The following is a 24403-nucleotide window of genomic DNA, read 5'->3' on the forward strand; positions in this document are numbered from 1 at the left end:
TTTCCGATGAATCAGGTTATGAGTCAGATGACGAGTGGTATAAGTTTATATTAGGTATAAATATGCTCGATCCAACCTATAAAACGCCACAGTTGCAAATCAAAATGTATTATAAAATTCCCGAAGATGAAACTCAGGGGTATACACAAGAGCAGTTGATGGTGATTTGGCGAGAAATCACCAACAGTATTCGAGTGCGCGAGGGCTTTTAAAGCGGAGTAAAATTGGCTTATTATTTTTGAGAAAAAGAGTCAAGATCGGCTGCTGCGAGCGATTGTTGATATGATAAAAACGGAGTGTCTGGCATGAACGCATTGAGAAAAAATACGGCAGTTATGGTGACGATGCTATTAATACTAAGCATATTAATCAGTTGTCAGGCATTTAACAAGGATATCCAAAAAATGACTTTATCAGCAAACGAACAGCAGCAAGTTGATGTTTTACTAAACAATTCCCCGACACGCTGTGTTGGCACTTATTTAATTGATTTTCCTGCGGCATTTAAAGTCAATAATGAAAGCCTGTTTTATTATAAAGGCACGGGTGATTTTGTGATTACCACCAAGAAGCAGTATTTACCGCCGTTTAAACAGATGATCGCCCGGCGTGAGCAGGCGTTAAAAGAAACTAAAACGATGGTCCCGATTGATAGCCCCTATTTAAAAGCAATATATCCGGTACAGACTAATCATCCGGATAAAATGCAAGGGATTATTTTTGAACGGATGGAGAGTCCAGGTACCGATGATTCCGCCAGGGTTCTTGAAGGTTACCGCTGGCAAGATGAAGTGACGTTAAAAATTGAGATGAAAGCGCAAAACGGTTCTGATGAAAAGCATGATGAAAATCGGATGAAATATCCAGAACTTTATACCAATAATGTCCCACAAAAATTACAAGAACTGCGCCAATTGTTTGAGCGAATTCAGCCACGCGATGATTTAACTATCCCAACCACACCAGGCTTTTGTCTGTTACATGGATTTATGCAAGGGGAGGATAGCGAATGGAAAGATACCGGGGTTACTTATCGGTATAATGAGGGCAATAATTTTTATTTTAGTATTTCGTATAACAATTATAAAGGTTTTTATAAGCTACTTGATCAAGCCGAAAGTTACGTCACCGATGATCGGGGGCACACAATTTATAAGGGTACGCGCGAAAGTCAAGGTTTGCAGTTAGAAGAGTGGTTAACCAAAGGGCAGTTTTTTTCGGATGGATCAGGTTATGAGTCAGATGACGAGTGGTATAAGTTTATATTAGGTATAAATATGCTCGATCCAACCGATAAAACGCCACAGTTGCAAATCAAAATGTATTATAAAATTCCCGAAGATGAAACTCAGGGGTATACGCAAGAGCAGCTGATGGTAATTTGGCGAGAAATTACTAACAGTATTCGAGTGCGCGAGCGTGCTTTTGGATTGGAGTAAGGATAAATAATTGTGATATTGCCTTAATATATTGAGGTATTTTCTAATTAAAACTAATTTGCTTGAATAATAATTCGATACTCGATCCCAAACGGCGGTGATAGTATCCTCTAAAATGTGACGCTCTCCTTTAATGCGCCATCATTTTAACGAACAGTTTAGTTAACTCATTATTTCAGTTTATTTTCAAATTGAACAGGGGGTAAATAATTCAAATGCGAATGTTTTGTTATCCAGTTATAGTAGGCTTCAAAATACCACAATCTCATCGATTAGCCTTTTTCGTCACGATTAATAAATATCGCAATGACATTGGTTTAGTGATTTTTGATGTTGGCAATATAGCAGTTATTTTTGTTTCTGTAGAATAATTGCTTATATATTGTTCAGTTATTATTATTTGATGATGACGATTATTCCTTGCTTTGTAAGTACCATACTGTCATTTCCATGCGTGATTTAAAATTGAGTTTTTTAAATATATTTTTAATATGGACTTTGACAGTACTTTCAACAATCGCTAATTCTTTAGCGATCAGCTTATTAGATAACCCCTTGACTAATAGATGAAAAATTTCCTGCTCTCTGGGAGTGAGTAAATCAACGTTATGTTGATGATTGGTTGTTGATTTATCACCATAACGCATATAGTCTAACATGATGTGAGAAATCGCATCATCCATCACCACTTTACCCATCGCAATATTGTGTAACGCTTTTAGAAAATCTTCTGGTTCCATATCTTTTAATAAATAACCATCAGCCCCGGTTTTTAGCGCCGTAATAATATCTTCTTTGGCATCTGAAACCGTAAATATGATGATCCGGCTAGCAATATTCTTAGCTCTTAAATGGCGTAAAATTTCTAATCCATTCATATCATTCATATTGATATCAAGTACAATGATATCGGGTTCAAAAGTTTCAGCTAATTGGATACCTTCGATACCTGATCCGGCTTCACCGATTACTAAAAGACGATTATCGGTACCAATAAGTTGTTTTATCCCGTTACGCAACATTGGATGATCGTCAATTAAGAGAATCGTATTGTGTATTTGATCCATTTATCACTCTTCAATTGTTTGATATGCAATCGCGGTGGTAGCTTTAAACGTTATCATTATTTGTGTTCCTTTATTGGGGTTGCTATCGATTGTAAGATTTCCATTTAACAAGTCAACGCGATCTTTCATTATAATTAGTCCGTAATGGTTTTCCTGTCTTATATTAGTAGGTAAACCAACACCATTATCGCGAATAGTGATCGTAATAATTTGATCATGGTTGATATTAAAATTGAGAGCTACTTCACTTGCTTTGGCATGTTTGAAGATATTATTCATTGCTTCACGAACAATTTGCAATAAATGAATAGCATATTTACTGGTGATCATATTTAACGGTAGTTGGTAATCAAATGCGATATTCAGTTGCAATTTTTGATTAAACTCCTCTATCAGTTCGGTAAGACTGGCGTAAAATCCCGTTTGATTTAAACGTAGACGAAATGAAGTGATTAATTCTCTCAATTGTGAATAAGTCATATTAACCTCCTTACGCATCGTATTGAGTAAATTAATGCTTTCAGGTGAGGTTAAATCGGCTTGCATTTGTAAACAGCTAAGATGAATTTTGATGCAAGAAAGTGACTGAGCAATCGAATCATGTAGTTCTCTCGCCATTGCGGTACGTTCTTTTATTAATAAATAATGTTTTTGTTGTTCAATTTGCCGATCGAGCATTATTGCCGTGGTCATCTGTTCAATAATACTGTTAAGTAAATTTTCTTGTTCTTCGGTTAGAGGATTGGTTGGCGATTGAACGGCAAATAGTATGCCATATTTTTGTTGATTATCTTGCAAATACCAGTAACGTTGCCTGCCATTTTTAGGGTGAGGTTTAGCCGGAATTAAGCAAGCATTGCATTGTGGATCTTGACAATAAGGGTGTTTTTGTTGATTTGCATAGCTAATTTGTTGATAGCGTTCTGGAGCATCTGATTCATATAAACGAATCTGAAATTGGCTTAATGGGACTAATTGTTCTAGATTGTGTAAAATGGTCAAAAAGCGTTCGCATAGCGGTAAGGAAGAATGTAACTGTTTTATGGCTTGATATTGAAAAGAAACAATATTATTTTTTTGCTGTAGTTCGGCAGTTTTTTCCGCTACTTTTTCTGCTAATAACGAGTATTGAAACTCAATTTGGTCGGACATTTTATTTAACGCTTGTCCTAGCAGATCAAATTCATTCATTCTGGGTCTAACAGTAAAACGTTCAGTAAATTGATGTTGTGCAATGGCTTCTGCCATAGAAATCAACTTACGCCAAGGGGCAAATAAATAACGTCGCAAATAATAAATTTGTATGATTAAGCATATGCTAATGAGTATAATAAATAAAATTTGTAACTGGGTAATATAACCAATTTGGTTTTCAGTTTTTAGATCGATTTGATGCACTAAAGCGTCAATACGTGCTACGTATTGATCAATGTCGTTACGTATTGTTTCGATATGTTGTGCTTGTTTGAGTTTTGGACTAATATCAACTAACCAATCGTTTTTTAATTGATAAAATTCATTAATTAAATGGTAACGATTGAGAGTCTCAAGGTGTTGTGTTGTTGGTAAAAGATTATCAAAAAGATTAAGTCGAGAGTATTCATCCTGTTGCAATGGGATCATGGATAATAACTGATAATTTTTCATTCTTAGCAATCCTAATTGATTGATCATATAGGCACTGCCTTTAGTGTCATTAGCAAAGCGATTTGAAAGCGATAAAGCTAGTAAGGCGATCACGCCTAAGAAAAACATTAATAGCGTTAACCAATTGATTATTGATACACTATGGTTAATTTTTCTTTTTAGCATGGTAATGAGATGAATTCGATTATTGATATTTATTTTTAGTAATATTATAACGTTAAAATTTAATACGCTGATCTTTTTTTGTTACTTTTTGCGATCTTTTACTAAACAGCACTTGCATACCATATAAAATTTGCGTAAAATTCACGCCCTATATGATTAATCTATGCAGACCGTAAAGAATTTAAACGATGTTGTCTGCTTTTTATTGCGGAGTTAGATATGTACGCAGTTTTCCAAAGTGGTGGTAAACAACACCGAGTCAGCGAAGGGCAAGTTATTCGCTTGGAAAAATTAGAAGTCGAAACCGGTTCAGAAGTTGTTTTCGATAAAGTTTTAATGGTAGCAAATGGTGAAGACATCAAAGTTGGTGCTCCGTTTGTTGAAGGTGCAACAATTAAAGCAGAGATTGTTGAACACGGTCGTGGTGACAAAATTAAGATTGTTAAATTCCGTCGCCGTAAGCATTACCGTAAACAACAAGGTCATCGTCAGTGGTTTACTGATGTTAAGATCACTGCAATAGCTTAATAGGAGTAATTAACAATGGCTCATAAGAAGGCTGGTGGTTCATCACGTAACGGACGTGATTCCCATAGTAAACGTTTAGGTGTTAAACGTTACGGTAGTCAGGAAGTTTTAGCGGGTAACATTTTAGTTCGTCAACGTGGAACTCAATTCCATCCAGGGACAAATGTTGGTTGTGGTCGTGACCATACTTTATTTGCTTTAGTAGATGGTCAAGTGAAGTTTGAAGTTAAAGGTCCTAAAAACCGTCGCTATGTTAGTGTTGTCGCTAATAGCTAATTAAAGCGAATCTGATTGATGAAAGCCCCACAAATCCTGTGGGGCTTTTTTGCATTTTATTCTTTAAATCAATCACTTATCCCAAAGATGATGTAAACTATACATAATTATTCTTTGGGTGATGCGCTTATGAGTAAGCAACAAAACGTTAAAATCGGTTTTATACTCGCAATGTTAACCGCTATATTGTGGGGAGCTGTACCTATTGCAATGAAATATGCAATGGTATCTATTGATGCATATACCGTGGTATGGTATCGATTTTTGATCTCCGCCATCGGATTAACTGTTTGGTTAGCTTATAAACAACAATTCCCTAATTTTCAAATTTTTAAAAAACCACGGCGTATTATCATGTTAATTATTGCCGGATTGGGTTTAATGGGGAATTTTGTATTATTTGCGTCAGGGGTAAAGTATTTATCACCGACAACCTCGCAAGTTGTTGCTCAACTAGGAATTGTTATTTTTATGATCGCAAGTGCGATTGTTTTTAAGGAACATTTAAAAGCTTCGCAAATCGTCGGTATGATTATACTGCTTATTGGATTGGGATTGTTTTTTAATAAAAGTATTATTGAGCTTTTTACTAACATCTCGCAGTATGGTAAAGGAGTATGGTTAGGTGTATTAGCGGCTATTGCTTGGGCAATTTATGCGTTGGCACAAAAGGTATTATTAAGTAAATTACGAGCGGAACAGTTGCTGTGGTTGCTTTATATTATGTGTTCGATTGTTATTATCCCGATTACTACTCCGAGTGAGATTTTTAACGCTGATGCTGGACAATTATTAGCGTTAATTTTTTGCGGAATCAATACAATCGTATCGTATGGTGCATTAGTGGCAGCAATGGAACGTTGGCAAGCTGCGCAAGTAAGTGCCGTAACCACTTTAACCCCATTATTTGCGTTGATATTTTCCGATCTATTTGCGTTATTATGGCCAGAAAAATTTGCCATGCAATATCTTAATATTTGGGGTTATATTGGTGCGTTAGCTGTAATTTGTGGCGCCATGTTTGCTACGATTGGGCATCAGATATGGCATCCAGGAAAAGGTTTTCTGTTTAAGCAGAAAACGGGAGAAAAAGAATGAAATTTGTTGATGAAGCTTCGATTCGTGTTGAAGCAGGTGATGGCGGAAATGGTTGTGTAGGTTTCCGTCGAGAAAAATATATTCCAAAAGGTGGACCTGACGGCGGTGATGGTGGTGACGGTGGTGATGTGTATTTTATTGCCGATGAGAACTTAAATACCTTAATCGATTTTCGATTTGAGAAAGCTTATCGCGCAGGTCGTGGGCAAAATGGTCAAGGTTCTGATTGTACTGGAAAACGTGGCGAAGATATTACGGTGAAAGTGCCAGTGGGAACTCGAATTACCGATAAATATACTAATGAGGTGATTGGTGATTTAACACAACATGGGCAAAAGATCATGGTTGCTAAAGGGGGATTTCATGGTTTAGGCAATGCCCGCTTTAAGTCATCGATTAATCGAACACCACGACAAAAAACCAATGGAACACCTGGTGAAAAGCGCGATGTATTATTAGAGCTATTACTACTAGCGGATGTGGGGATGCTTGGTTTACCTAATGCCGGTAAATCGACATTTATTCGTAGTGTTTCAGCAGCAAAACCGAAAGTAGCTGATTACCCTTTCACGACCTTAGTGCCTAGTCTAGGGGTGGTGAGAATGGATAATGAGCAGAGTTTTGTGGTTGCTGATATTCCTGGTTTAATTGAAGGTGCTTCTGAGGGAGCGGGTTTAGGTATTCGTTTTCTTAAACATTTGGAACGTTGTCGGGTGTTAGTACATTTAGTTGATATTGCTCCGATTGATGAATCTGATCCTGCGGAAAATGCGCGCGTTATTGTTCAAGAATTACAACAATATAGTGATGAATTAGCCAATAAACCACGTTGGTTAGTTTTCAATAAAACCGATCTTATTGGTCAGGAAGAAGCAGAACTTAGAGCTAAGCATATTGTTGAACAATTAGGTTGGCAAGACAAGTACTACTTGATTTCAGCGGTTAATCATGATGGACTGAAGTCGTTGTGTTGGGATTTAATGACTTATATTAATGAGCATCCAAGAGAACAGGCGCAAGCTGATGATAAAAATGAGAAAGTAGAATTTATGTGGGATGACTATCATCAACAAGCGATGGAAGACGCATTAGCCGATGACGACTTTGACGATTGGGATGAGAGTGATGAAGAAGGTGTAGAGATAATTTATAAAAAATAGTTAAAATGTGTGAGTCATTAATTGATTTTGAAATATTGAAACAATATAAAAAATAAAACTTGATTTTGCAAATGATAATTATTATCATCAAAGCCGTACTTGATTAGTTGCAGATGCTTCTAGAGAGTATGACATTGCTCACATTGCTTCCAATGTTTGCCAGCTTGATTCGTTATTAAGCTGGCTTTTTTATTTTATATGATTTTATATACCTTTTGAAATATCCAAAAGTTACAAAAATTGGTTATTATGGATTGTATTTAAAAATTGATGGTCTGTTTAATTTTTAATTTAATTTAAAGAAATTTACGATAAATTTTATTTAATTATACAAATTAGCTAGACTTTTTGCTTAATAAGCATAAGAATAAGTTAATAATGTCAATAAATAGTTTATATATTGCTATCCTTAATTAACTGCAAAGTAAAATTTCCGTGGAAGGATATCGAAACTAAAGTAGCTAATTTTATTTTGCTAAATGTTAATTGGTATCGTTAAATAAGATATAAACTATTATATAGATATGGATAATTAAATGGTTTGGGTTTTTTATATTGCTGCTATTATCACTGTCATAGCAAGTATTAAAGTCATTATTAGCAGAAATACGATGCAGGCTTTATTATATTTTGTCATTTCATTATTGGCAACGTTAATGGTTTTTGTCGCCATGAATGCTTATCTTTCTATTTTTTTAGTTATTATACTTTTTATTGGTGCGGTCTCATTAATTTTCCTTTTGCTGTTGTCTTTACTCAAATTACGAACGGATGTTGTTGAACAAAATAAATATGGCATCAATCCTAAAATATGGTTAGGTCCTTTAATTTTAGCATTTATTCTATTTGTGATGCTGATATATGGTATCACCAGCACGGATTATTCTACATTGCAAAATGGTCGGATTGATGAAGTCGCTACAGCCAATTTACTTTTCGAAGAATATATTTTAATCATTGAATTAGCTGTATTATTACTTGTTGGAGCGTTAGTGATTGCCTATCATTTTGTATATCGTCTATATATTAATCAAGACACTAAATTACTAACACAAAATAAAAACGATTCTGGGGAAAAACATGATTCCGTTAATGCATAGTTTTATTTTCGCCGTATCGCTGTTTATGGTTGGATTATTAGGTGCAATGATTCGTCGCAATTTCTTTTTTTTATTATTAAGTTTAATGATCATGATTAATGGTGCAGTTATTGCATTAGTTGCCGCAGGGGCTTATTGGCAGCAACAAGATGGTCAATTGATTGCAATGCTTGCTATTAGTACAGCATTAGCTGAAACATTAGTGGGTTCAGCTTTATTGATTAAAATGTTTTATCGACGTAAAACCGTCAATATTGATTCTTTGAGTGATATGAAAGGATGAATTTACTTTATTTAACCATTGTCATTCCCATACTATCTTTCTTACTATTAGTTTGTTTAGGTCGTAATATTGGTAAGGGTAACATTGTTGTTACAGGCATTAGTACTATTGGATTATTATGCTTATTAATGGTGTTTATTTGTATTGATTATCATGTTAATTCAGTACCGGAAACCTCATTAATTTATACGCGTTTTTTATGGAATTGGTTTACTATCAATGATCTTACTATAACGGTAGCGCTCTATTTGGACGGTTTATCTTTAATCTTTCTGATCATTATTGTATTTTTTAGTTTAGTCATCTATATTTTCGCTGCTTGGTACTTTTCGTCTTCTAATGATATTTATCCCTTTTATGCTTATGGTAATTTACTGATTGCCAGCATATTTTTACTGATTCTAGCCGATAATTTATTTATGCTTTTTGTTGGTTGGGAAGGTGTTAGTATTAGTTGTTATTTATTAATTGGTATTTATTACCGTGCCATGAGAGTAAGTTATTCAGCCATTAAATGGTTTGTGATGACCCATATTGTAGATGTGTTTCTGTTAATTGGTATTTTTTTGATTTATTGTGGCTTAAACACACTTAATATTCGCGAAGTTCTAAGTCTTGCTAATAATGATTTGGCTGTCGATTCAGACATTATTTTTGGGATAACATTAATGCTCTTTATTGGTGTAATGGGGCGTTTAGGATTATTTCCTTTTCATCTGGGCTGTGCACAATTTGTGGTTGCACCTATGCCTTCAGTGGCTCTTTTACAATCTTTCACAACAGTATTATCTGGCGGATATTTGATTCTAAGACTTAGTTCGCTGTTTGCCATGTCGAGTGATATCTTCGTATATATGGGAGTTATCGCCGGTATTAATATTATTTTCGCTAGTTGTATTTCACTTGTACAAAATGATATTAAACGTTTAGTAATATATATTAATTTAAGTCAAATTAGTTATATATTCTTAGCATTCATGATCCAAAATTGGATTTTATCTCTAAACTTCATAATCAGCTATGGGGTAACGAGTGCATTATTATTGTTGTCAACTGCCATTCTGATTAAAGCATGTAATGGTGAACGAGACATTAATAAAATAGACTGTTCATATCGTAACCATCCATTATTATATGGTTGTTTTTTACTATCAGCGGGATCTGTCTCCGCTTTACCTTGGGTTATGTCTTCATTTTATACTGAAGGTGACATTATTTGGGGATTAATAACAGCGAATAAAATGGGCTTAGGGATAATTGCTTTGGTGGGGATTTTATTATCAACATTAAGTATTTTAAGGCTAATTTTCCTCGTATTTCATCACAAAAGAAAAACCTTACCTAATATAAAGGTGAGTTATTGGATTTATATTCCGTTAATTGTTTTAGCAATTTTAGCGACGGCGATATTTATTTATTTACCATTACCAATTCAAGGAATTATTCCTATTATTGATTTTAATAACCATAATCAATTAGCCTTACAATTATTATTAGTATCCATTACTATTTTAGGTATTCTAATTGCTTACATACTTTTTTATCACCCGAATCCAGAAATTAAGGAAATTGCTAGTACACCAATTAGTAAGGTCTTGATCAGATTATGGGGTAATGACTGGTATTTTGATAAATTAATATTGTTATTATTGGTAAGGCCATATATTTATATTGCACAATTAATCCAAAGGGATCCGATATCAAAATGGATGTATTTTATTAATTGGGGAATTAAGAAAATTAATTTTCAGATTATTTCCTTAGAAAGCGGGCGCTTACGATGGTACATTATGTCTATTGTGACTGGTAGTATTATCATATTATTCCTGTTAATTTTAATTTAATTGATTCATCACTCTAGAAAGGATTTTACGTGTTAGTTTGGCTGGTATTTTTACCTTTATTAGGTGGATTGGTAGGCTGGTTACTCGATGCCTATTTGCAACGTTCTTTTGCCCAAATAAAGCAAAATAAACGCAATCTGGATAATAGCTCAGATTTAATCTGTAAATTGCGCGATGAGTTCCGTTTGTTTTCGGCTAACTGGATTGCGTTAGCGTTTGTGCTAGGATCATTGGTTATAACAGGCATATTTATGCTTAAAGCGTTTAATGGAGAAAATCCAGAGTTAAGTCGGATAGAAGTTGTTGATCTTGATTGGATGCCATTACTCGGTATACGTTTTCATTTGGTGTTAGACGGCTTAGCTGTTTTGATGATTTTTCTAACCCTGATTATTACCGCGATTGCTATTATTTATTCTCGTAGAGAACGCCCCAATAGTTCAGGGTTGTTCTATTTTTGCTTATTATTTATGTCTTCAGCTGTAATCATGTCATTTGTAACTGTTGACTTATTTTTATTTTTACTAATATGGGAGGCGGTTTCCATTCCCGTATATTTTCTAATTGTATTGTGGGGCAGGCGAGATTCTAATGCACAATTGCGATTTAATGGTGCGAGTAAATTTTTGATTTACACTCAAGTCAGTAGTTTGCTTATGTTGATATCAATAGTATCGTTAGCTTTAATCAATTGGAAACTGACTAATAAATGGTCTTTTGATAGTGCGACGTTAATCAATACCCCAATATCAAGTTATGTTGAATTTTTATTGATGTTAGGATTCTTGGTCGCCTTTTTAGTTAGAATTCCTTTATTGCCTTTTCATGGTTGGTTTATTCAAGCACATATCGAATCTTCGACTACGGGATCAATTATGATCAGTGGATTACTGGTCAATACGGCGACTTATAGTTTGTTACGCTTGGTTATTCCATTATTTCCCAATGCGTCATTAACCATTATGCCTATTATGGTGGGGCTTGCCATAATCACATTATTTTATGTGGCAATATTATGCTTTAATCAAAATGATATAAAACGGTTAATCGCCTATGCTCATATTGGTTTAATGAGTGTCATGACAGCCGTACTTTATAGTGGTTCATTATTGGCATATCAAGGTATTGTCATTGAAATTATTGCTATTAGTTTGGTGATAGTTGGATTATTTATTATTAGTAATTTATTAATCGAACGTTATTTGACACGCAATATTAATCATTTTATCGGTTTAAAATCACATGTTAAATATCTATCCACTTTAACATTATTTTTTATTTTAGCTATTTTAGGCGTGCCAGGTACGGCAAACTTTGTTGGTAACTTTATGATGTTTTTAGGGAGTTATGAATCTTCAGCTTATTTTGGTGTATTATTGATAATCGGACTCTGTTTACTTTCGATTTCTATTATTATTCGAATCCAACCGATGTTTTATGGTCTGGTTGATAAACCAATCATAGATAAAAAACATATTTCCGTTAAAGATTTGTCATTATTAATCTTTATTTTAATCATTTTATTTTTCATTGGATTATATCCACAATGGTCATTGGATCTTTGCTACCCGGCGATGAATAAAATTCAGCAGATTATTGGCAGCGCACAAACCAATCTGATTAAAGGGGATGTATAAGTTATATGATGGCGATAACAACTTATGAATTTATTTATTTATTGCCTTTGCTGATATTAGGTAGTGCAATAGTCATATTAATATTTTTTCTATTGTTTAATCGAATTAGCACACAACAAACAGCAATGTTGGCAATTTTTTGTTTACTCTTGTCGTTGGTATCCTCTACGTGTATTGGTTATAAGATTATTTCCGGTTCTGATAATGATGCCCTTATTTTGACAAATCTGGCACAAAACGTTGATGAGGTTACGGATAAACCAACTGAAGTGACGGATGATATTAATGACGCTGCAACTAATGAGCAAATGTTACCGGAAATGCATACTGTTGAATTACCACCTTCAATGTTAAATGATGGAGCGTCGATCGAAGATGATATAGTAAGAAATAAAAACGTCATTTTAACACTATTTACTATTGATGGTTATGGTGCACTTTACACGAGTCTTATTCTGTTTTTATCTATTATTGTTTCTACTTTAGCTGCGACTTGGTTTAAGAATGAAGCGACACATCACGATTTATTTTATTTGATGGTGCTTTTCTCTGCTTTAGGGGCAACGACTTTAATTTACTCTAGCCACCTGATTTCATTTTTTATCGGTATGGAATTGTTGTCGATTATGGTTGTCGGTTTAGTTGGCTATCAATATACACAAAAATACTCCTTAGAAGCTGCAATAAAATATATGGTGTTATCGGTTATCTCAACTTCCTTTCTGTTAATGGGTATTGCTTTTTATTATGCTGCTACAGGTGAATTAACATTTAGTGGTTTAAGTTATCAGTTATCAACATTATCATCGCCAAGCATATTATTATTGTTGGGTGTATGCTTAATGCTAGTTGGAATTGGTTTTAAACTTTCTTACGTTCCGTTCCAATTATGGTTACCTGATGTCTACCAAGGTGCTCCGACTTGTGTCTGTTTGTTATTAAATACGATCGGCAAAATTGCGATTTTTTGCGCTGTTGCTCGTTTATTTTTATTAGCGCCAATTGTTAATAATGAAACCATACGCATCATTATGACTATAATGGCATTTTGTTCCATAATTTGGGGAAATGTATTTTCCATCACACAGCATAAAATTAAACGTTTATTAGCTTATTCATCAATTGCTCATTTAGGTTATTTATTGATAGCCCTGATAGCCGTTCAATATCAAGTGTTAGCTTTGGAAACAATCGGTGTATATCTAATCGGTTACATGTTAGCCAATATTTGTGTGCTTGGTGTAATCAGTTTAGAGTCATGTTCAAATGCTAAAGAGGATCATGATAATGATGTAGATCTTTACGGATTATTCTGGCGCAGACCGATTATAGCATTGGCAATGGGAATTGGTTTGCTATCTTTAGCCGGTCTTCCATTGACAGTTGGCTTTATTGGTCGTTTCTCATTGATATTACTCGGTGTTACGGCAGAACTATGGTTGTTAGTTGGTACCGTAGTTATTGTAAGCGCCTTTAGTTTGTATTTTTATTTACGATTAGTGATTATTCTCTTCATAAAACCCGATAATATGATAAAGACTAATCTCACAAATACGAATATTTCTATTTTTGCCAAATTTAAACAGATTGGCATAAATGAAGTTTTTATTGTTGGTTCAGCCTTATTCATTGTCTTTTGTGGGGTATATCCGAAATGGTTATTTAATTTAGTGAGTATTGCACAATATTTAACACCACAATAAAGATATTATTTATTTTCCCAAATTATGGATTTAATGAGCAGCGGTTAACGCCACTAAATTTATGAATTAGTATGCTATAATTATGTTTTCATGTATTATTATGCACCGATATTATTTAACAATAACTGACTTAAGAGGAAAGTATGAACTTTTTTATCAGTAATGCTTATGCCAATGATGGCGCCTTTGTTCCAACTGACTCAAATACTATGACATTGATTATGTTAGTTATATTTGGGATTTTTTTCTATTTTATGATTATGCGCCCACAGCAAAAGAAAGCAAAAGCTCACAGAGAGTTGATGGCTGCCATTTCTAAAGGTGATGAAGTCTTAACTACTGGCGGATTAATTGGTCGTGTTGCTAAAGTGAGCGATAATGGTTATTTATCAATAGCACTTAACGATACTACTGAAGTCGTCATTAAACGTGATTTTGTTGCTTCAGTTTTGCCTAAAGGAACAATGAAATCTTTATAATTCATTGTGTAGAATGAATAATTAACATTAACCACAAGAGATTACGTCGTGTTAAATCGCTATCCTTTGTGGAAGTACATTATGTTGGTCGGCATTATCCTTGTCGGCCTACTCTATGCTCTTCCAAATATTTATGGTGAAGATCCTGCCATTCAAATTTCAGGTTCAAATAATAGTACCATAGTCGATATCAATACCCAAAAACAAGTCGAACAAATTATCAATAATAATAAGATACCTTTTAAATCAATTATTTTTGAAAATAAATCGATCTTAATTAGAGTAGCCACGAATGATATTCAACTCAAAGCAAAAGATGTGATCACAAAAGCGCTTGGTGATAACTATATTGTGGCTTTAAACTTAGCACCAGCAACACCATCTTGGTTGAATGCAATTGGTGCGGAACCGATGAAGTTAGGTTTAGATCTTCGCGGTGGGGTGCATTTCTTGATGGAAGTTGATATGACAACTGCCTTAGATAAAATACTTGATGCTACCCTTGATACATTACGTGCTGATTTTAATGCCAATAAAATAAATTTCACTGGTTTAAGTAAAAATAGTCAGCAACAAATTATTGCTTCTTTTGATAATAATGATGCGAGGAATGCGGCAATAACCAGAATTAGCTTGTCACCAGATTATCAACTTATTAAGCAAAACGACAAGCAAATCGTGATTGGTATTAGTGAAAGGCGCTTACAACGTGCCAGAACCGATGCTGTTGCGCAAAACACCACCATATTACGCAATCGAATAAACCAATTAGGTGTTTCTGAACCGATAGTTCAAAGACAAGGTGCGGATCGCATTGTTGTCGAGCTACCGGGTATTCAAGATACTGCTTTGGCTAAGAAAATCATTGGTGCAACAGCAACCTTAGAGTTTAGGCAGGTTAATACTTCAAGTGCCTATGATATTAATGATATTGTAACAGGAAAATCAAGAGTACCTTATGGTTCAGAGGTCAAATTTACCAAAAACGGTTATCCCGTTTTATTGTATAAAAATGTTATATTGACAGGTGATCATATTATCGATTCGTCATATAAACTCGTTGGTGAAAATTCTCAAGTTTCCATTCAGTTGGATAATGAAGGTGGCAAAAAAATGTTAGCTTTCACGCAAAAGAATCTAAAAAAACCAATGGCAACCTTATATGTAGAATATAAAGATACTGGTAAAGTCGATAGTGACGGTAAGCCAATTATGGAAAAACAAGAGCAAGTTATCAATACAGCGACCATACAAGATATCTTTAGTAATAATTTCCAAGTTACTGGTATAAAAGATTATGACGAAGCGAAACAATTATCGTTATTATTAAGGGCTGGTGCGTTGATTGCTCCGATGAAGATCGTTGAGGAATTAACTATTGGACCATCAATGGGGCAAGAAAATATTACTCAAGGTTTAGAGTCGTGCTTATGGGGATTATTGATTTCCGTTGCATTTATGTTGGTTGTTTATCGTTTATTTGGTCTCTTTGCTAGTTTGGCATTAATAGCTAATTTGATTTTGATTGTAGGCATGTTGTCTTTATTACCAGGTGCAACCTTAAGTATGCCTGGTATTGCTGGTATCGTTTTAACGGTGGGAATGGCTGTTGATGCAAATGTGTTAATTAATGAACGCATTAAAGAAGAATTACGCAATGGTCGTGGTGTACAGCATGCTATTGATGAAGGTTATTCTGGGGCATGGAGTAGTATTTTTGATGCCAACATTACCACTTTAATTACTGCAGTAATTTTATATGCTGTTGGTACCGGTTCAATTAGAGGTTTCGCTATTACGTTAGGTATCGGTATTTTGACATCGATGTTTACCTCTATTGTCGGAACCCGTGCTTTAGCTAATTTAGTATACGGTGGACGCCGTATTGAAAAGCTATCAATTTAGGAGTCGAAGGTGGCAAATTTAAAATTACAGAAAGATAACGAAAAAAATCCATCGACGAATGTTGAATCACTCAATCACGGTCGTCGTGTTATCGATTTTCTTCGTTTTGGTTTTATTGCATTTGCGATTTCTATGCTGTTAGTTGTCGGTTCAATTGTTGTCGTTTTGGTAAAAGGTTTTAATTTAGGGCAAGATTTTTCTGGTGGTACTACGATTGAAATCACATTAAGTAAACGAGTTGATTTAGACGATATTCGTGCAAGTTTGAAGCAAGCTGGTTACGGTGAACCAATAGTACAAAATTATGGTTCCAGTCAAGATATTATTATTCGTTTACCACTTATTAAAGAAGATAATACGACTGACATCGATTCAAATCTGACAGAAGAGCAGAAAATTCAGAAAATCAATAGTGCATTAGGTGCCAAAATAGCTGATTTGATGCATAAAAACATTGATAATAATGCTGAAATTAAACGTGTTGCTTTTGTTGGACCATCAGTTGGTTCTGAATTGGCACAAGATGGTATCTTAGCTATTTTAGCGGCATTGGTATCAATTCTAATTTATATTGCCTTACGTTTTGAATGGCGTTTTGGCACTGGTGCCGTTGTTGCGTTAGCTCATGATGTCATCATTACAGCGGGTTATTTGTCGTTGTTTGAGCGTGAATTGGATCTAACCATTATTGCGGCAATGTTATCGATTATTGGTTATTCGCTTAATGATACGATTGTCGTTTTTGACCGAATAAGGGAGAATTTTAGGAAAATACGTCGTGCTTCACCGTACGATATAATTAATATTTCTCTGACACAAACCTTAAGTCGGACCTTGATGACATCAGGTACAACATTGGCGGTAGTAATCATCCTTTATTTTTTTGGTGGTAGTATGTTACGTGGTTTCTCTGAAACACTAGGGATTGGGATTGTACTTGGTACTATCTCTTCTATTTATGTTGCCGCCTATATGTCATTAAAGATGGGAATTAAACGAGAACATTTTATTCAACAGAAAGTTGAAGTAGAAGGAGCTGATCAAGCGCCTATTTTACGCTAATTGATGTTAAAAACACCTATTTATGTTGGTTATATAGCAATATAAATAGGTGGATAAGAAAATAAAAAATTATTCCATTTAACTATCTTGACAGAACGTCTTGAGTTGCATATCATTGCCTAGGTTCTTGGGGCCATAGCTCAGCTGGGAGAGCGCAACGCTGGCAGCGTTGAGGTCAGGGGTTCGATCCCCCTTGGCTCCACCAATTCACTATTCTGCAATATTCATTAATACCCATTTAAACACCTCTAACACACTAATAGTAAGCATTAAGCTGTATTTTAATATTTTATTAGTATTATTAAGATACATATACAACCATAATTTTTGGTATACGATTCGGTATATGGTTATCGTTTACTTTTTTACCGAATACCTTAAAATTTATAATTATGGCAAGGAAAATCACAGCATTGATAGATAAACAAATCAAAGTAAGCCTAGTGATAAAGACTTGGCATTGTTTGAAGTTGATAATAGATAATTGCTTGTTAAATCTAATAGATCAAAGATAAAAAATATGGTGTTTAATCCATACTTTCCCCATATACCAAAAAAGGACAATCAGGATTGAAGTAACCGCTGATTATCCTCATGTGATAAAACCCAATCGTTTAGCGTTTTGACCGTCAACTCTGGTTCATTATCTACTCTTATTTTTAAGTGATAGCCATACTATTCGGCTAAGTTGTCGAGCTTACGTGCCATTCTACCAGTCGGTAAACTGATGGGGTTATCATCGCAATATTTTTATATTTTGTTAATGATGAGTAAATTGATATTCAAGGGATAGTTATCTTGTACTTTCTTCATTATTAAGGTGAAATTGTAATTTATTCTTACTTATTTGGGCCTTCCCCAAAGGTTCATAACCACTCACATAGAAATCTATAGGGATTTTTTTTACTTTTATGCTTAAAAATATATGGCGGAAACATATCTGTTTGTTGTATTTTTGTACTTCTAACAGCTAATATATTAGCTTAAAAGAATTTTTATATATTTATTGATTTTATAATAAGTTAGGCAATATCAATGATATTAAAATTAATGGTTTCATAAACTATCCTTATTTATCGTAAGGATTTCCTATTATAATTGGTGACCTTGAATATTTATCATTAGAGAATAGAATTTTGACTTCATAAATCCCTAAGACCGCCTTAAAAATCACTGTAAAACTAGATGATTGAGATCCCTAAATTGATGTAGTACTTTACTCAATTAAAGCAAGCTGACTATTTATTTTTAAAATTTTTATTTTTACAAACCAATTTAAGACCGCCATTTTCGAACTGACATTTGATTTCATCGAGCAAATTAAACTTTCCTTTGTTATTAATTTTGTAATGTTGCCACAAAGAAGCCATTGCACTTTCTTCGAAGAAGAAATGTTCAAATAGCCAAATATTTAATTGCTTATCGATGTAAAAATCTAATGTCTTTTGAGACATGCTACTCTGATTATATTCACTTGAATAAACAATAAGTTGATTTATTATTTTGCTCGATGATTCAATAAACATCGTAATAATAAACTGTTCGGGGGAAACTGCACATTTACCTTCAAGCTGTTTTCCTTCAACAAGGCATTTTTTTGTATCGGTCGTTTTTTTTAAATAAATATTAAATTGATTGGATTGATATAAATAGACAATTTTATTTTTTTGTAGTTCTTCAAATATATTCCTAACATTCTGAGTTGAAGAAAAAGTCGATAATTTACACTTTTTATGATACTCTTTCTGTTTTTCCTCTGTATAAGAAAAATAATCGTCAATTCTACAATTATCGTTAATATCCTTAACCAGCTTTTTATTTATAATTTGAGGCGTTCCCACAGGTAATAAATTAGTATGAGTTAAAGCGTTCAACGAATGTGAACATGCTAAAATAGGTAAAAATAATAAACCATAAAATAAAGACTTTATCTGCATTATAGAAACACCCTTATTATTTCATATTGAAAGTTCTCAAATTACTGAATTGATATGCTGACTATTTATTTTTACAAACCAATTTAAGACCGCCATTTTCGAACTGACATTTTATTTCATCCAGCAAATTAAACTTTCCTTTTTTACTAATTTGGTAATGTTGCCACAGAGTCGCAGATGAACCTTCTTCATCTAAAATATGTTCAAGTAGCCAAACATTTAATTGTTTATCGATGTAAAAATCTAATCTCTCTCGAACCAATCCATTATGATAATATTTACCATAATAAACAATAAGTTGATTTATTATTTTGCTCGATGATTCGATAAACATGGTAATAATAAACTGTTCGGGTGATATTGCACATTCACCTTCAAGTTGTTTTTCTTCAACAAGGCATTTTTTTGTATCGGTCGTTTTTTTTAAATAAATATTAAATTGCTTGGATTGATATAAATAAACAATTTTATTTTTTTGTAGTTCTTCAAATATATTATTAGTATTCTGGGTCGAAGAAAAGGTCGATAATTTGCATCTTTTATCATATTCTTTCCAGCCATTCTTTGCATAAGAAAAATAATCGTCAATCCAACAATTATCGTTAATATCCTTAACCAGCTTCTTATTTATAATTTGAGGTTTTCCTACAGGCAATAGATTAGTATGAACTAAAGCGTTCAATGAATGTGAACATGTTAAAATAGTTAAAAATAATAAACCATAAAATAAAGACTTTATCTGCATTATAAATAGACCTCAGCTACTTCGTATTGAAATTTATCAAAGTGCATATGATTATTATGTAAATTATCACCATTTTCTCCGCCAAGAGTGATTAATTTTTTATAGTGAGGAATATATGGTTTAAATATATCCTCATCGGTATTAGGGTTACCAACTAAGATTTCTGTAAAATGAAATTTTTTCATTGCCAATAAAAAATTTTCATCATTAGCATTATAAAAATAGTGAATATCAATACAGGCACCATTTGCGTGATTTGCACTCGGAAAACACGAGCCTCGCTTATTTTTCCAGTTCATTGAATCATTTCTTCAGTTTATTTATTTCATCTTTATATTCATCTATAAAACAAGACATGACTTTTATTAAATAAGAATCAAACTTATCATCATAATTAGGAGGGGAAAAACTTAGACATTTTGAGTTTATTCTATTTTTTAACGAAACAATTGATTTGTTTTTGGTTTTATTTTTTTTATTAAACGCTATGATCTTATTCTCTAGTAGACGTTGATAATGGCTATATAAATCAAAATAACAACTACAATAGTAGCCTTCTTCGCATTCATTTAAACATGAATCATCAAATTGTTTATTAGAATTTTCCGAAAATTTATTATTCGAAATTGCACTAAATTTATCAGGATAAACAATTTTAAATTGATCATAATATCGGTTTATTGACATTTCTTTAAGAATAAATTTCTTATTTTTGCTATCAATTTTATAATGTTTCCAAAGTGTAGGCGAAATACCATCTTCTGTTTCTATTAACCATAAAGTATAAATATCGCCGTTGGATGAAATATAATAACGTTGATAAGCAACCCAACCTCCACATGCACTGCTACCATCACTCATATAACCATAAAGATTAATCTTATCTTTCACCTGATGATTATGAATTAAAGATAAAATTATGTCGTCACTTGATAAACTTATTTCCAGCTGAAAATTATCATCTTTGTATACAATGGGATCTTGCTCAATTAAATTATATACATTTCCATAATCAAATTTAATAGAATTTAGAGGACAACGGCGTTCTTCCTCATCCTGGATATCACTATCATTCCAATACTCGACACTCCTTGAACAATCCTCTTCTAATTTTTGCATATTTACATTTTTAAAGAAGGGGTCTCCTTGGTAACTTTTATTGATATTATACAATGCACTATTTGCATAAAAACTAACCAAACATAAAATAAGATACAATAAACCTTTCATAAATTAATCTTCCATTACCAATCTTTGAAAAAGGAAACACAGCTTGAAAGAGAGAATTACTTAATGTTGCGTCATTTTTCACGCCAGATAATCTGAAAAAATAATCTTTCGGCGCAGCATTTGCATTAAAATTGACGTTTAATATTATCAAAGTTTATAATAAAAATATGGTTATCGCTGTAATTTTTCGCATTTTCTTCCTCTATTTTATTTTTTGTTTTTCCGATCGTTGTCCCAATGCAGACATCTTTCTTTTATTATTTCTGAAAATATTTTGTTTAAAACTCTTTTGTCCCGAAATTAATTTAACTACTTTTCAAAGGGTTAAACTTTTCATTCGGTTCAGCTATTATTCCGGAAATAATAATTGAACGACTATTTAAATGATGCTCTATAGAAAATTCATTTTCATCTTTTATTAAAGAAGCATTAGGTAATCCAATTACTTTGTTGGAGAGTCAGTTTATAATCTCTTCACAAATTGCGCCTCCACCATATCCGTAAACCTTAAGTTTTGTATTTTTAGTTTTTTTTAAGTGAAAATCGTTAAAATTTATTTTAATCGGTTTTTTATTTTGAACCATGAAAGAATAACTAACTGAAAAATATAATTAACATAAAATAGCAAATTTAATCTTCTTCATATTTATTTCCAATTTTCATTTTTCGCTTCTCTTAAAGCATCAACCATTTTGTCTGGTTATATATGGACGGAATTCAGCCCATCACCTTGATAATATAATAATCGCCAAAAGCTGCAACGCTTACCAGTCAAATATCGTTTTATCTTTAGGTACTCTGATGATGCGAATTCTTCAGTCAAATCATAAATAGCATCTTCAACATCACCATTATGCTCAAAATATTTTTTTCTTTTTAATCTTTACTAAATTATTAATAGTAAATCTAATTTCAAATAATGTAGAGCTGAGTTTAAAGTTTCAGGAATTATTTGAAAACGCCCAGCTGCAAATATTCCTTTTTATACTTTCATAGTTATTCATTAATTAGCAAACTTATACTAATGGCTTAACCTTTAAAATTTATTTAACAGCCAAACAAAATTTATTGTTTTTCTAATTCAATAAAAACTCCTTTTTCACTAATAACATATTTTGTTTGATTTAATAATTTTGTTTGTTTTTTAGAGCCATCATAAGGGCTTTCGATTTTTTGTATTGTGATGCAGTAATTTTTATCAATAAGGAATTTGTTCCAAACACCACCATCCTCTAATTCAAAATGTTCACCTAACTCCAATCGATCAATGAAATTAAACTCATTGGAAAGGCTGACTAATGATAATTGAGGTGAACCCGAAAGAGAATATGAAGATAATAATAGTAATTTTATATTGTTAAATTCTTTTAATTTTATTGCTTTAAAATAATCGTCATCTAGCATACCTTTAAAAAAATAATTAAACTCATCAGGTATAGGTAAAAAACCATCATTTTTTTCTGGTGGCCAATAACGATCATTTAATGGGAGAGTAACAGTATGTAATTGATTATATATACTTTCCAATTCTTTGCGCATCTTCTGTTTATTTTTGTATGTTAAAATAATATCGTTATTATTGAATAAGAAAAGATAATCAGAATTTAACACTAATGATTCATTTAAATTATATTGGTTTGGTAATGTTTCAATCATAAAATTTTGATTATCTTGCTGATTATCAATTAAATTTAGTCGTTTCAATTCGTTGTGTAATAAATTATGAATATTTGCTGCTAAATTGGCTTTATTTTGTTTTATATTTAACAAATATTTATTATCAAATATTAATTGATATTTATTACTTTTAACTGATATTTCTTTTAAGCGTCTGTAAATTTGGTCAATTAGCTCAAAGTCAGTTGTAGAATTAGATAGGTAGTTAATATTAATTAATTGCCATTCTATTGTGTCATCTTTTACCGAATCATTGGCGTTATTTTTTGCTTCTGTATTGGCTATTATTGCGATGTAACAAAACAAAAACAATCCGACAAACCTACTTATAATTTTAAACATTATTAACCTCAACCATAAATTAACTATGAATAAATGTAATTAATTTTTCTTCATTTAAAGTTGTAGCATCAGTACAAAAATATTCATCTAATAAATATCGTTTTTCAAACGTTCTAACATCCATATGAATCCAACTATAAGTGTGCTGCTCACCTGTTATTGAACTATGATTATTTAATCTAATTGGTTCAATGCTAAAAAGATTTGTATCGTTCCATTTTTTGTATTTTAAGGCAAGTGATAAAAAAGTATCACGTATATAGTAAAGGCTCAATATTTTTATCATTTTTACCACCAATAGCCCAATTTCTTTTGTAAAATTGAATATCTATCGCTTTTCCTGTGTGATTGGTAGTTTTTCCCTTCTGGATGCTGACTACAACGATAATCAGATAAAATTAATCTAAATTTATAAACATCTTGTCTACCTAAATAAAAACTTAACCTATATAATCCAAAAAACAATCATCTATGTAACCCTGAATGTTCAAATATTTTTGTTCATCAAATAATGTGATTACATACCATTTATAATCTTTGGGAAGTAACTGAAGATCAAAATTCACTTTGGTGTCGACTTGTAATACATAAAAAATGTTGTCTTTTTTGAGTCAGGTAATTTTCGAAACGGGTCACCTCTCTCGTTTTTATACTTAAATTGGCGACAGTATTCATTTAGATAATTTCCCGATTTATCCAGACATTTAGTCTTTATTCGTTTATTACGATTATAGCCTATGCATTAAAAATCATCTGTGTGCGATATTTGGTCATTTTCTTTTTACCCAGACAAAATTGGTAATTAGTGGAAGTTTTTGCTTTATCATTCAATATAATAAATTGTTGTTGGGGTTTGTCATAAGCGTAATATTCTATTTTTTATTAAGACCATAGTTGCTGCTTTTTTTGAGATATAAATCATTATTATCTCCATCAAAATTTTCATTAGTAATGAAACTCACATAAGCGTTAAAGTGACAATCTTTGCCAAGAACTTTCAGAAAATACCTACTTTTCAATATAAAAACCCAGTTTTTCTTTTTTTATACAAGATTAACAAAGTTAATTGTTATATTCAC

22 protein-coding genes and 1 tRNA gene are annotated in these 24403 nt (G+C 32.6%); 15 read left to right on the plus strand and 8 right to left on the minus strand.

The window, feature by feature from the left end; translation table 11 throughout:
- Both JMI89_RS03440 and JMI89_RS03445 read left to right on the plus strand, forming a co-directional pair.
- Positions 1–212 (plus strand): T6SS immunity protein Tli4 family protein (locus JMI89_RS03440; protein ID WP_220679340.1); only part of this gene is annotated, 212 nt, incomplete at its 5' end.
- 93 nt (positions 213–305) lie between these two features.
- Positions 306–1439: a T6SS immunity protein Tli4 family protein gene (locus JMI89_RS03445; protein ID WP_220679341.1), complete on the plus strand. Its 1134-nt coding sequence runs from the start codon at positions 306–308 to the stop codon at positions 1437–1439.
- 413 nt (positions 1440–1852) lie between these two features.
- On the opposite strand, the gene narL is transcribed toward JMI89_RS03445, so the two are convergent.
- Both narL and narX read right to left on the minus strand, forming a co-directional pair.
- Entirely contained in the window at positions 1853–2506 is a 654-nt protein-coding gene (gene narL, locus JMI89_RS03450; protein WP_220679342.1) for a two-component system response regulator NarL, read from the minus strand.
- A 3-nt stretch (positions 2507–2509) separates the two neighbouring features.
- Positions 2510–4318 (minus strand): nitrate/nitrite two-component system sensor histidine kinase NarX, encoded by a 1809-nt coding sequence (gene narX, locus JMI89_RS03455; protein WP_220679343.1) that lies wholly within the window; start codon positions 4316–4318, stop codon positions 2510–2512.
- A gap of 219 nt (positions 4319–4537) precedes the next feature.
- Between narX and rplU the strand changes: the two genes are divergently transcribed.
- From rplU to JMI89_RS03520, 13 genes are all read left to right on the plus strand, one after another.
- Positions 4538–4846, plus strand: coding sequence for a 50S ribosomal protein L21 (rplU, locus tag JMI89_RS03460; RefSeq protein ID WP_039103244.1), 309 nt, complete (start codon positions 4538–4540; stop codon positions 4844–4846).
- Positions 4847–4861: 15 nt separating this feature from the next.
- Complete coding sequence (gene rpmA, locus JMI89_RS03465) at positions 4862–5122, plus strand: 50S ribosomal protein L27 (RefSeq protein ID WP_187754170.1); 261 nt, start codon at positions 4862–4864, stop codon at positions 5120–5122.
- A 129-nt stretch (positions 5123–5251) separates the two neighbouring features.
- Positions 5252–6220, plus strand: a complete 969-nt coding sequence (locus JMI89_RS03470; protein WP_220679344.1) for a DMT family transporter — start codon at positions 5252–5254, stop codon at positions 6218–6220.
- Positions 6217–7380: an Obg family GTPase CgtA gene (gene cgtA / locus JMI89_RS03475; RefSeq protein WP_187754172.1), complete on the plus strand. Its 1164-nt coding sequence runs from the start codon at positions 6217–6219 to the stop codon at positions 7378–7380. The genes JMI89_RS03470 and cgtA overlap by 4 nt, the downstream gene beginning before the upstream one ends.
- Positions 7381–7916: 536 nt before the next feature.
- On the plus strand, positions 7917–8480 hold the full coding sequence (locus tag JMI89_RS03480) for an NADH-quinone oxidoreductase subunit J (protein WP_220679345.1): 564 nt from the start codon (positions 7917–7919) through the stop codon (positions 8478–8480).
- Positions 8461–8763, plus strand: a complete 303-nt coding sequence (gene nuoK / locus JMI89_RS03485) for an NADH-quinone oxidoreductase subunit NuoK (RefSeq protein ID WP_187754174.1) — start codon at positions 8461–8463, stop codon at positions 8761–8763. Before JMI89_RS03480 ends, nuoK begins: the two co-directional genes overlap by 20 nt.
- Positions 8760–10607, plus strand: a complete 1848-nt coding sequence (locus JMI89_RS03490; protein WP_220679346.1) for an NADH-quinone oxidoreductase subunit L — start codon at positions 8760–8762, stop codon at positions 10605–10607. The genes nuoK and JMI89_RS03490 overlap by 4 nt, the downstream gene beginning before the upstream one ends.
- A 29-nt stretch (positions 10608–10636) precedes the next feature.
- Positions 10637–12244: an NADH-quinone oxidoreductase subunit M gene (locus tag JMI89_RS03495; protein ID WP_220679347.1), complete on the plus strand. Its 1608-nt coding sequence runs from the start codon at positions 10637–10639 to the stop codon at positions 12242–12244.
- Between the two features lie 5 nt (positions 12245–12249).
- The gene (locus JMI89_RS03500) at positions 12250–13947 is read left to right on the plus strand and encodes an NADH-quinone oxidoreductase subunit N (protein ID WP_220679348.1); all 1698 of its coding nucleotides are present in this window, start codon (positions 12250–12252) and stop codon (positions 13945–13947) included.
- A 143-nt stretch (positions 13948–14090) separates the two neighbouring features.
- Complete coding sequence (gene yajC, locus JMI89_RS03505; protein WP_187754178.1) at positions 14091–14426, plus strand: preprotein translocase subunit YajC; 336 nt, start codon at positions 14091–14093, stop codon at positions 14424–14426.
- 48 nt (positions 14427–14474) lie between these two features.
- Complete coding sequence (gene secD / locus JMI89_RS03510) at positions 14475–16331, plus strand: protein translocase subunit SecD (protein ID WP_370633709.1); 1857 nt, start codon at positions 14475–14477, stop codon at positions 16329–16331.
- A 9-nt stretch (positions 16332–16340) separates the two neighbouring features.
- A complete protein-coding gene (gene secF, locus JMI89_RS03515) occupies positions 16341–17393 on the plus strand; it encodes a protein translocase subunit SecF (protein WP_187754180.1) in 1053 nt (350 codons plus the stop codon).
- 129 nt (positions 17394–17522) lie between these two features.
- A tRNA-Ala gene (locus tag JMI89_RS03520) sits at positions 17523–17598 on the plus strand.
- 1033 nt (positions 17599–18631) lie between these two features.
- Here the strand turns inward: JMI89_RS03520 and JMI89_RS03525 are convergent.
- The 6 genes from JMI89_RS03525 to JMI89_RS03550 form a co-directional block, all read right to left on the minus strand.
- Complete coding sequence (locus tag JMI89_RS03525) at positions 18632–19330, minus strand: hypothetical protein (RefSeq protein WP_220679350.1); 699 nt, start codon at positions 19328–19330, stop codon at positions 18632–18634.
- Positions 19331–19391: 61 nt separating this feature from the next.
- Positions 19392–20075, minus strand: coding sequence for a hypothetical protein (locus JMI89_RS03530; RefSeq protein ID WP_220679351.1), 684 nt, complete (start codon positions 20073–20075; stop codon positions 19392–19394).
- A complete protein-coding gene (locus JMI89_RS03535) occupies positions 20075–20374 on the minus strand; it encodes a hypothetical protein (protein ID WP_220679352.1) in 300 nt (99 codons plus the stop codon). The genes JMI89_RS03530 and JMI89_RS03535 overlap by 1 nt, the downstream gene beginning before the upstream one ends.
- A gap of 4 nt (positions 20375–20378) precedes the next feature.
- Positions 20379–21305, minus strand: coding sequence for a hypothetical protein (locus JMI89_RS03540; protein WP_187754185.1), 927 nt, complete (start codon positions 21303–21305; stop codon positions 20379–20381).
- A gap of 1065 nt (positions 21306–22370) precedes the next feature.
- Positions 22371–23324 (minus strand): hypothetical protein, encoded by a 954-nt coding sequence (locus tag JMI89_RS03545; RefSeq protein WP_220679353.1) that lies wholly within the window; start codon positions 23322–23324, stop codon positions 22371–22373.
- 19 nt (positions 23325–23343) lie between these two features.
- On the minus strand, positions 23344–23610 hold the full coding sequence (locus JMI89_RS03550) for a hypothetical protein (RefSeq protein ID WP_187754187.1): 267 nt from the start codon (positions 23608–23610) through the stop codon (positions 23344–23346).
- Positions 23611–24403 lie beyond the last annotated feature (793 nt).

It is taken from the genome of Frischella sp. Ac48 (assembly GCF_019641635.1).
Taxonomy (GTDB): Bacteria; Pseudomonadota; Gammaproteobacteria; order Enterobacterales; family Orbaceae; genus Frischella; species Frischella japonica.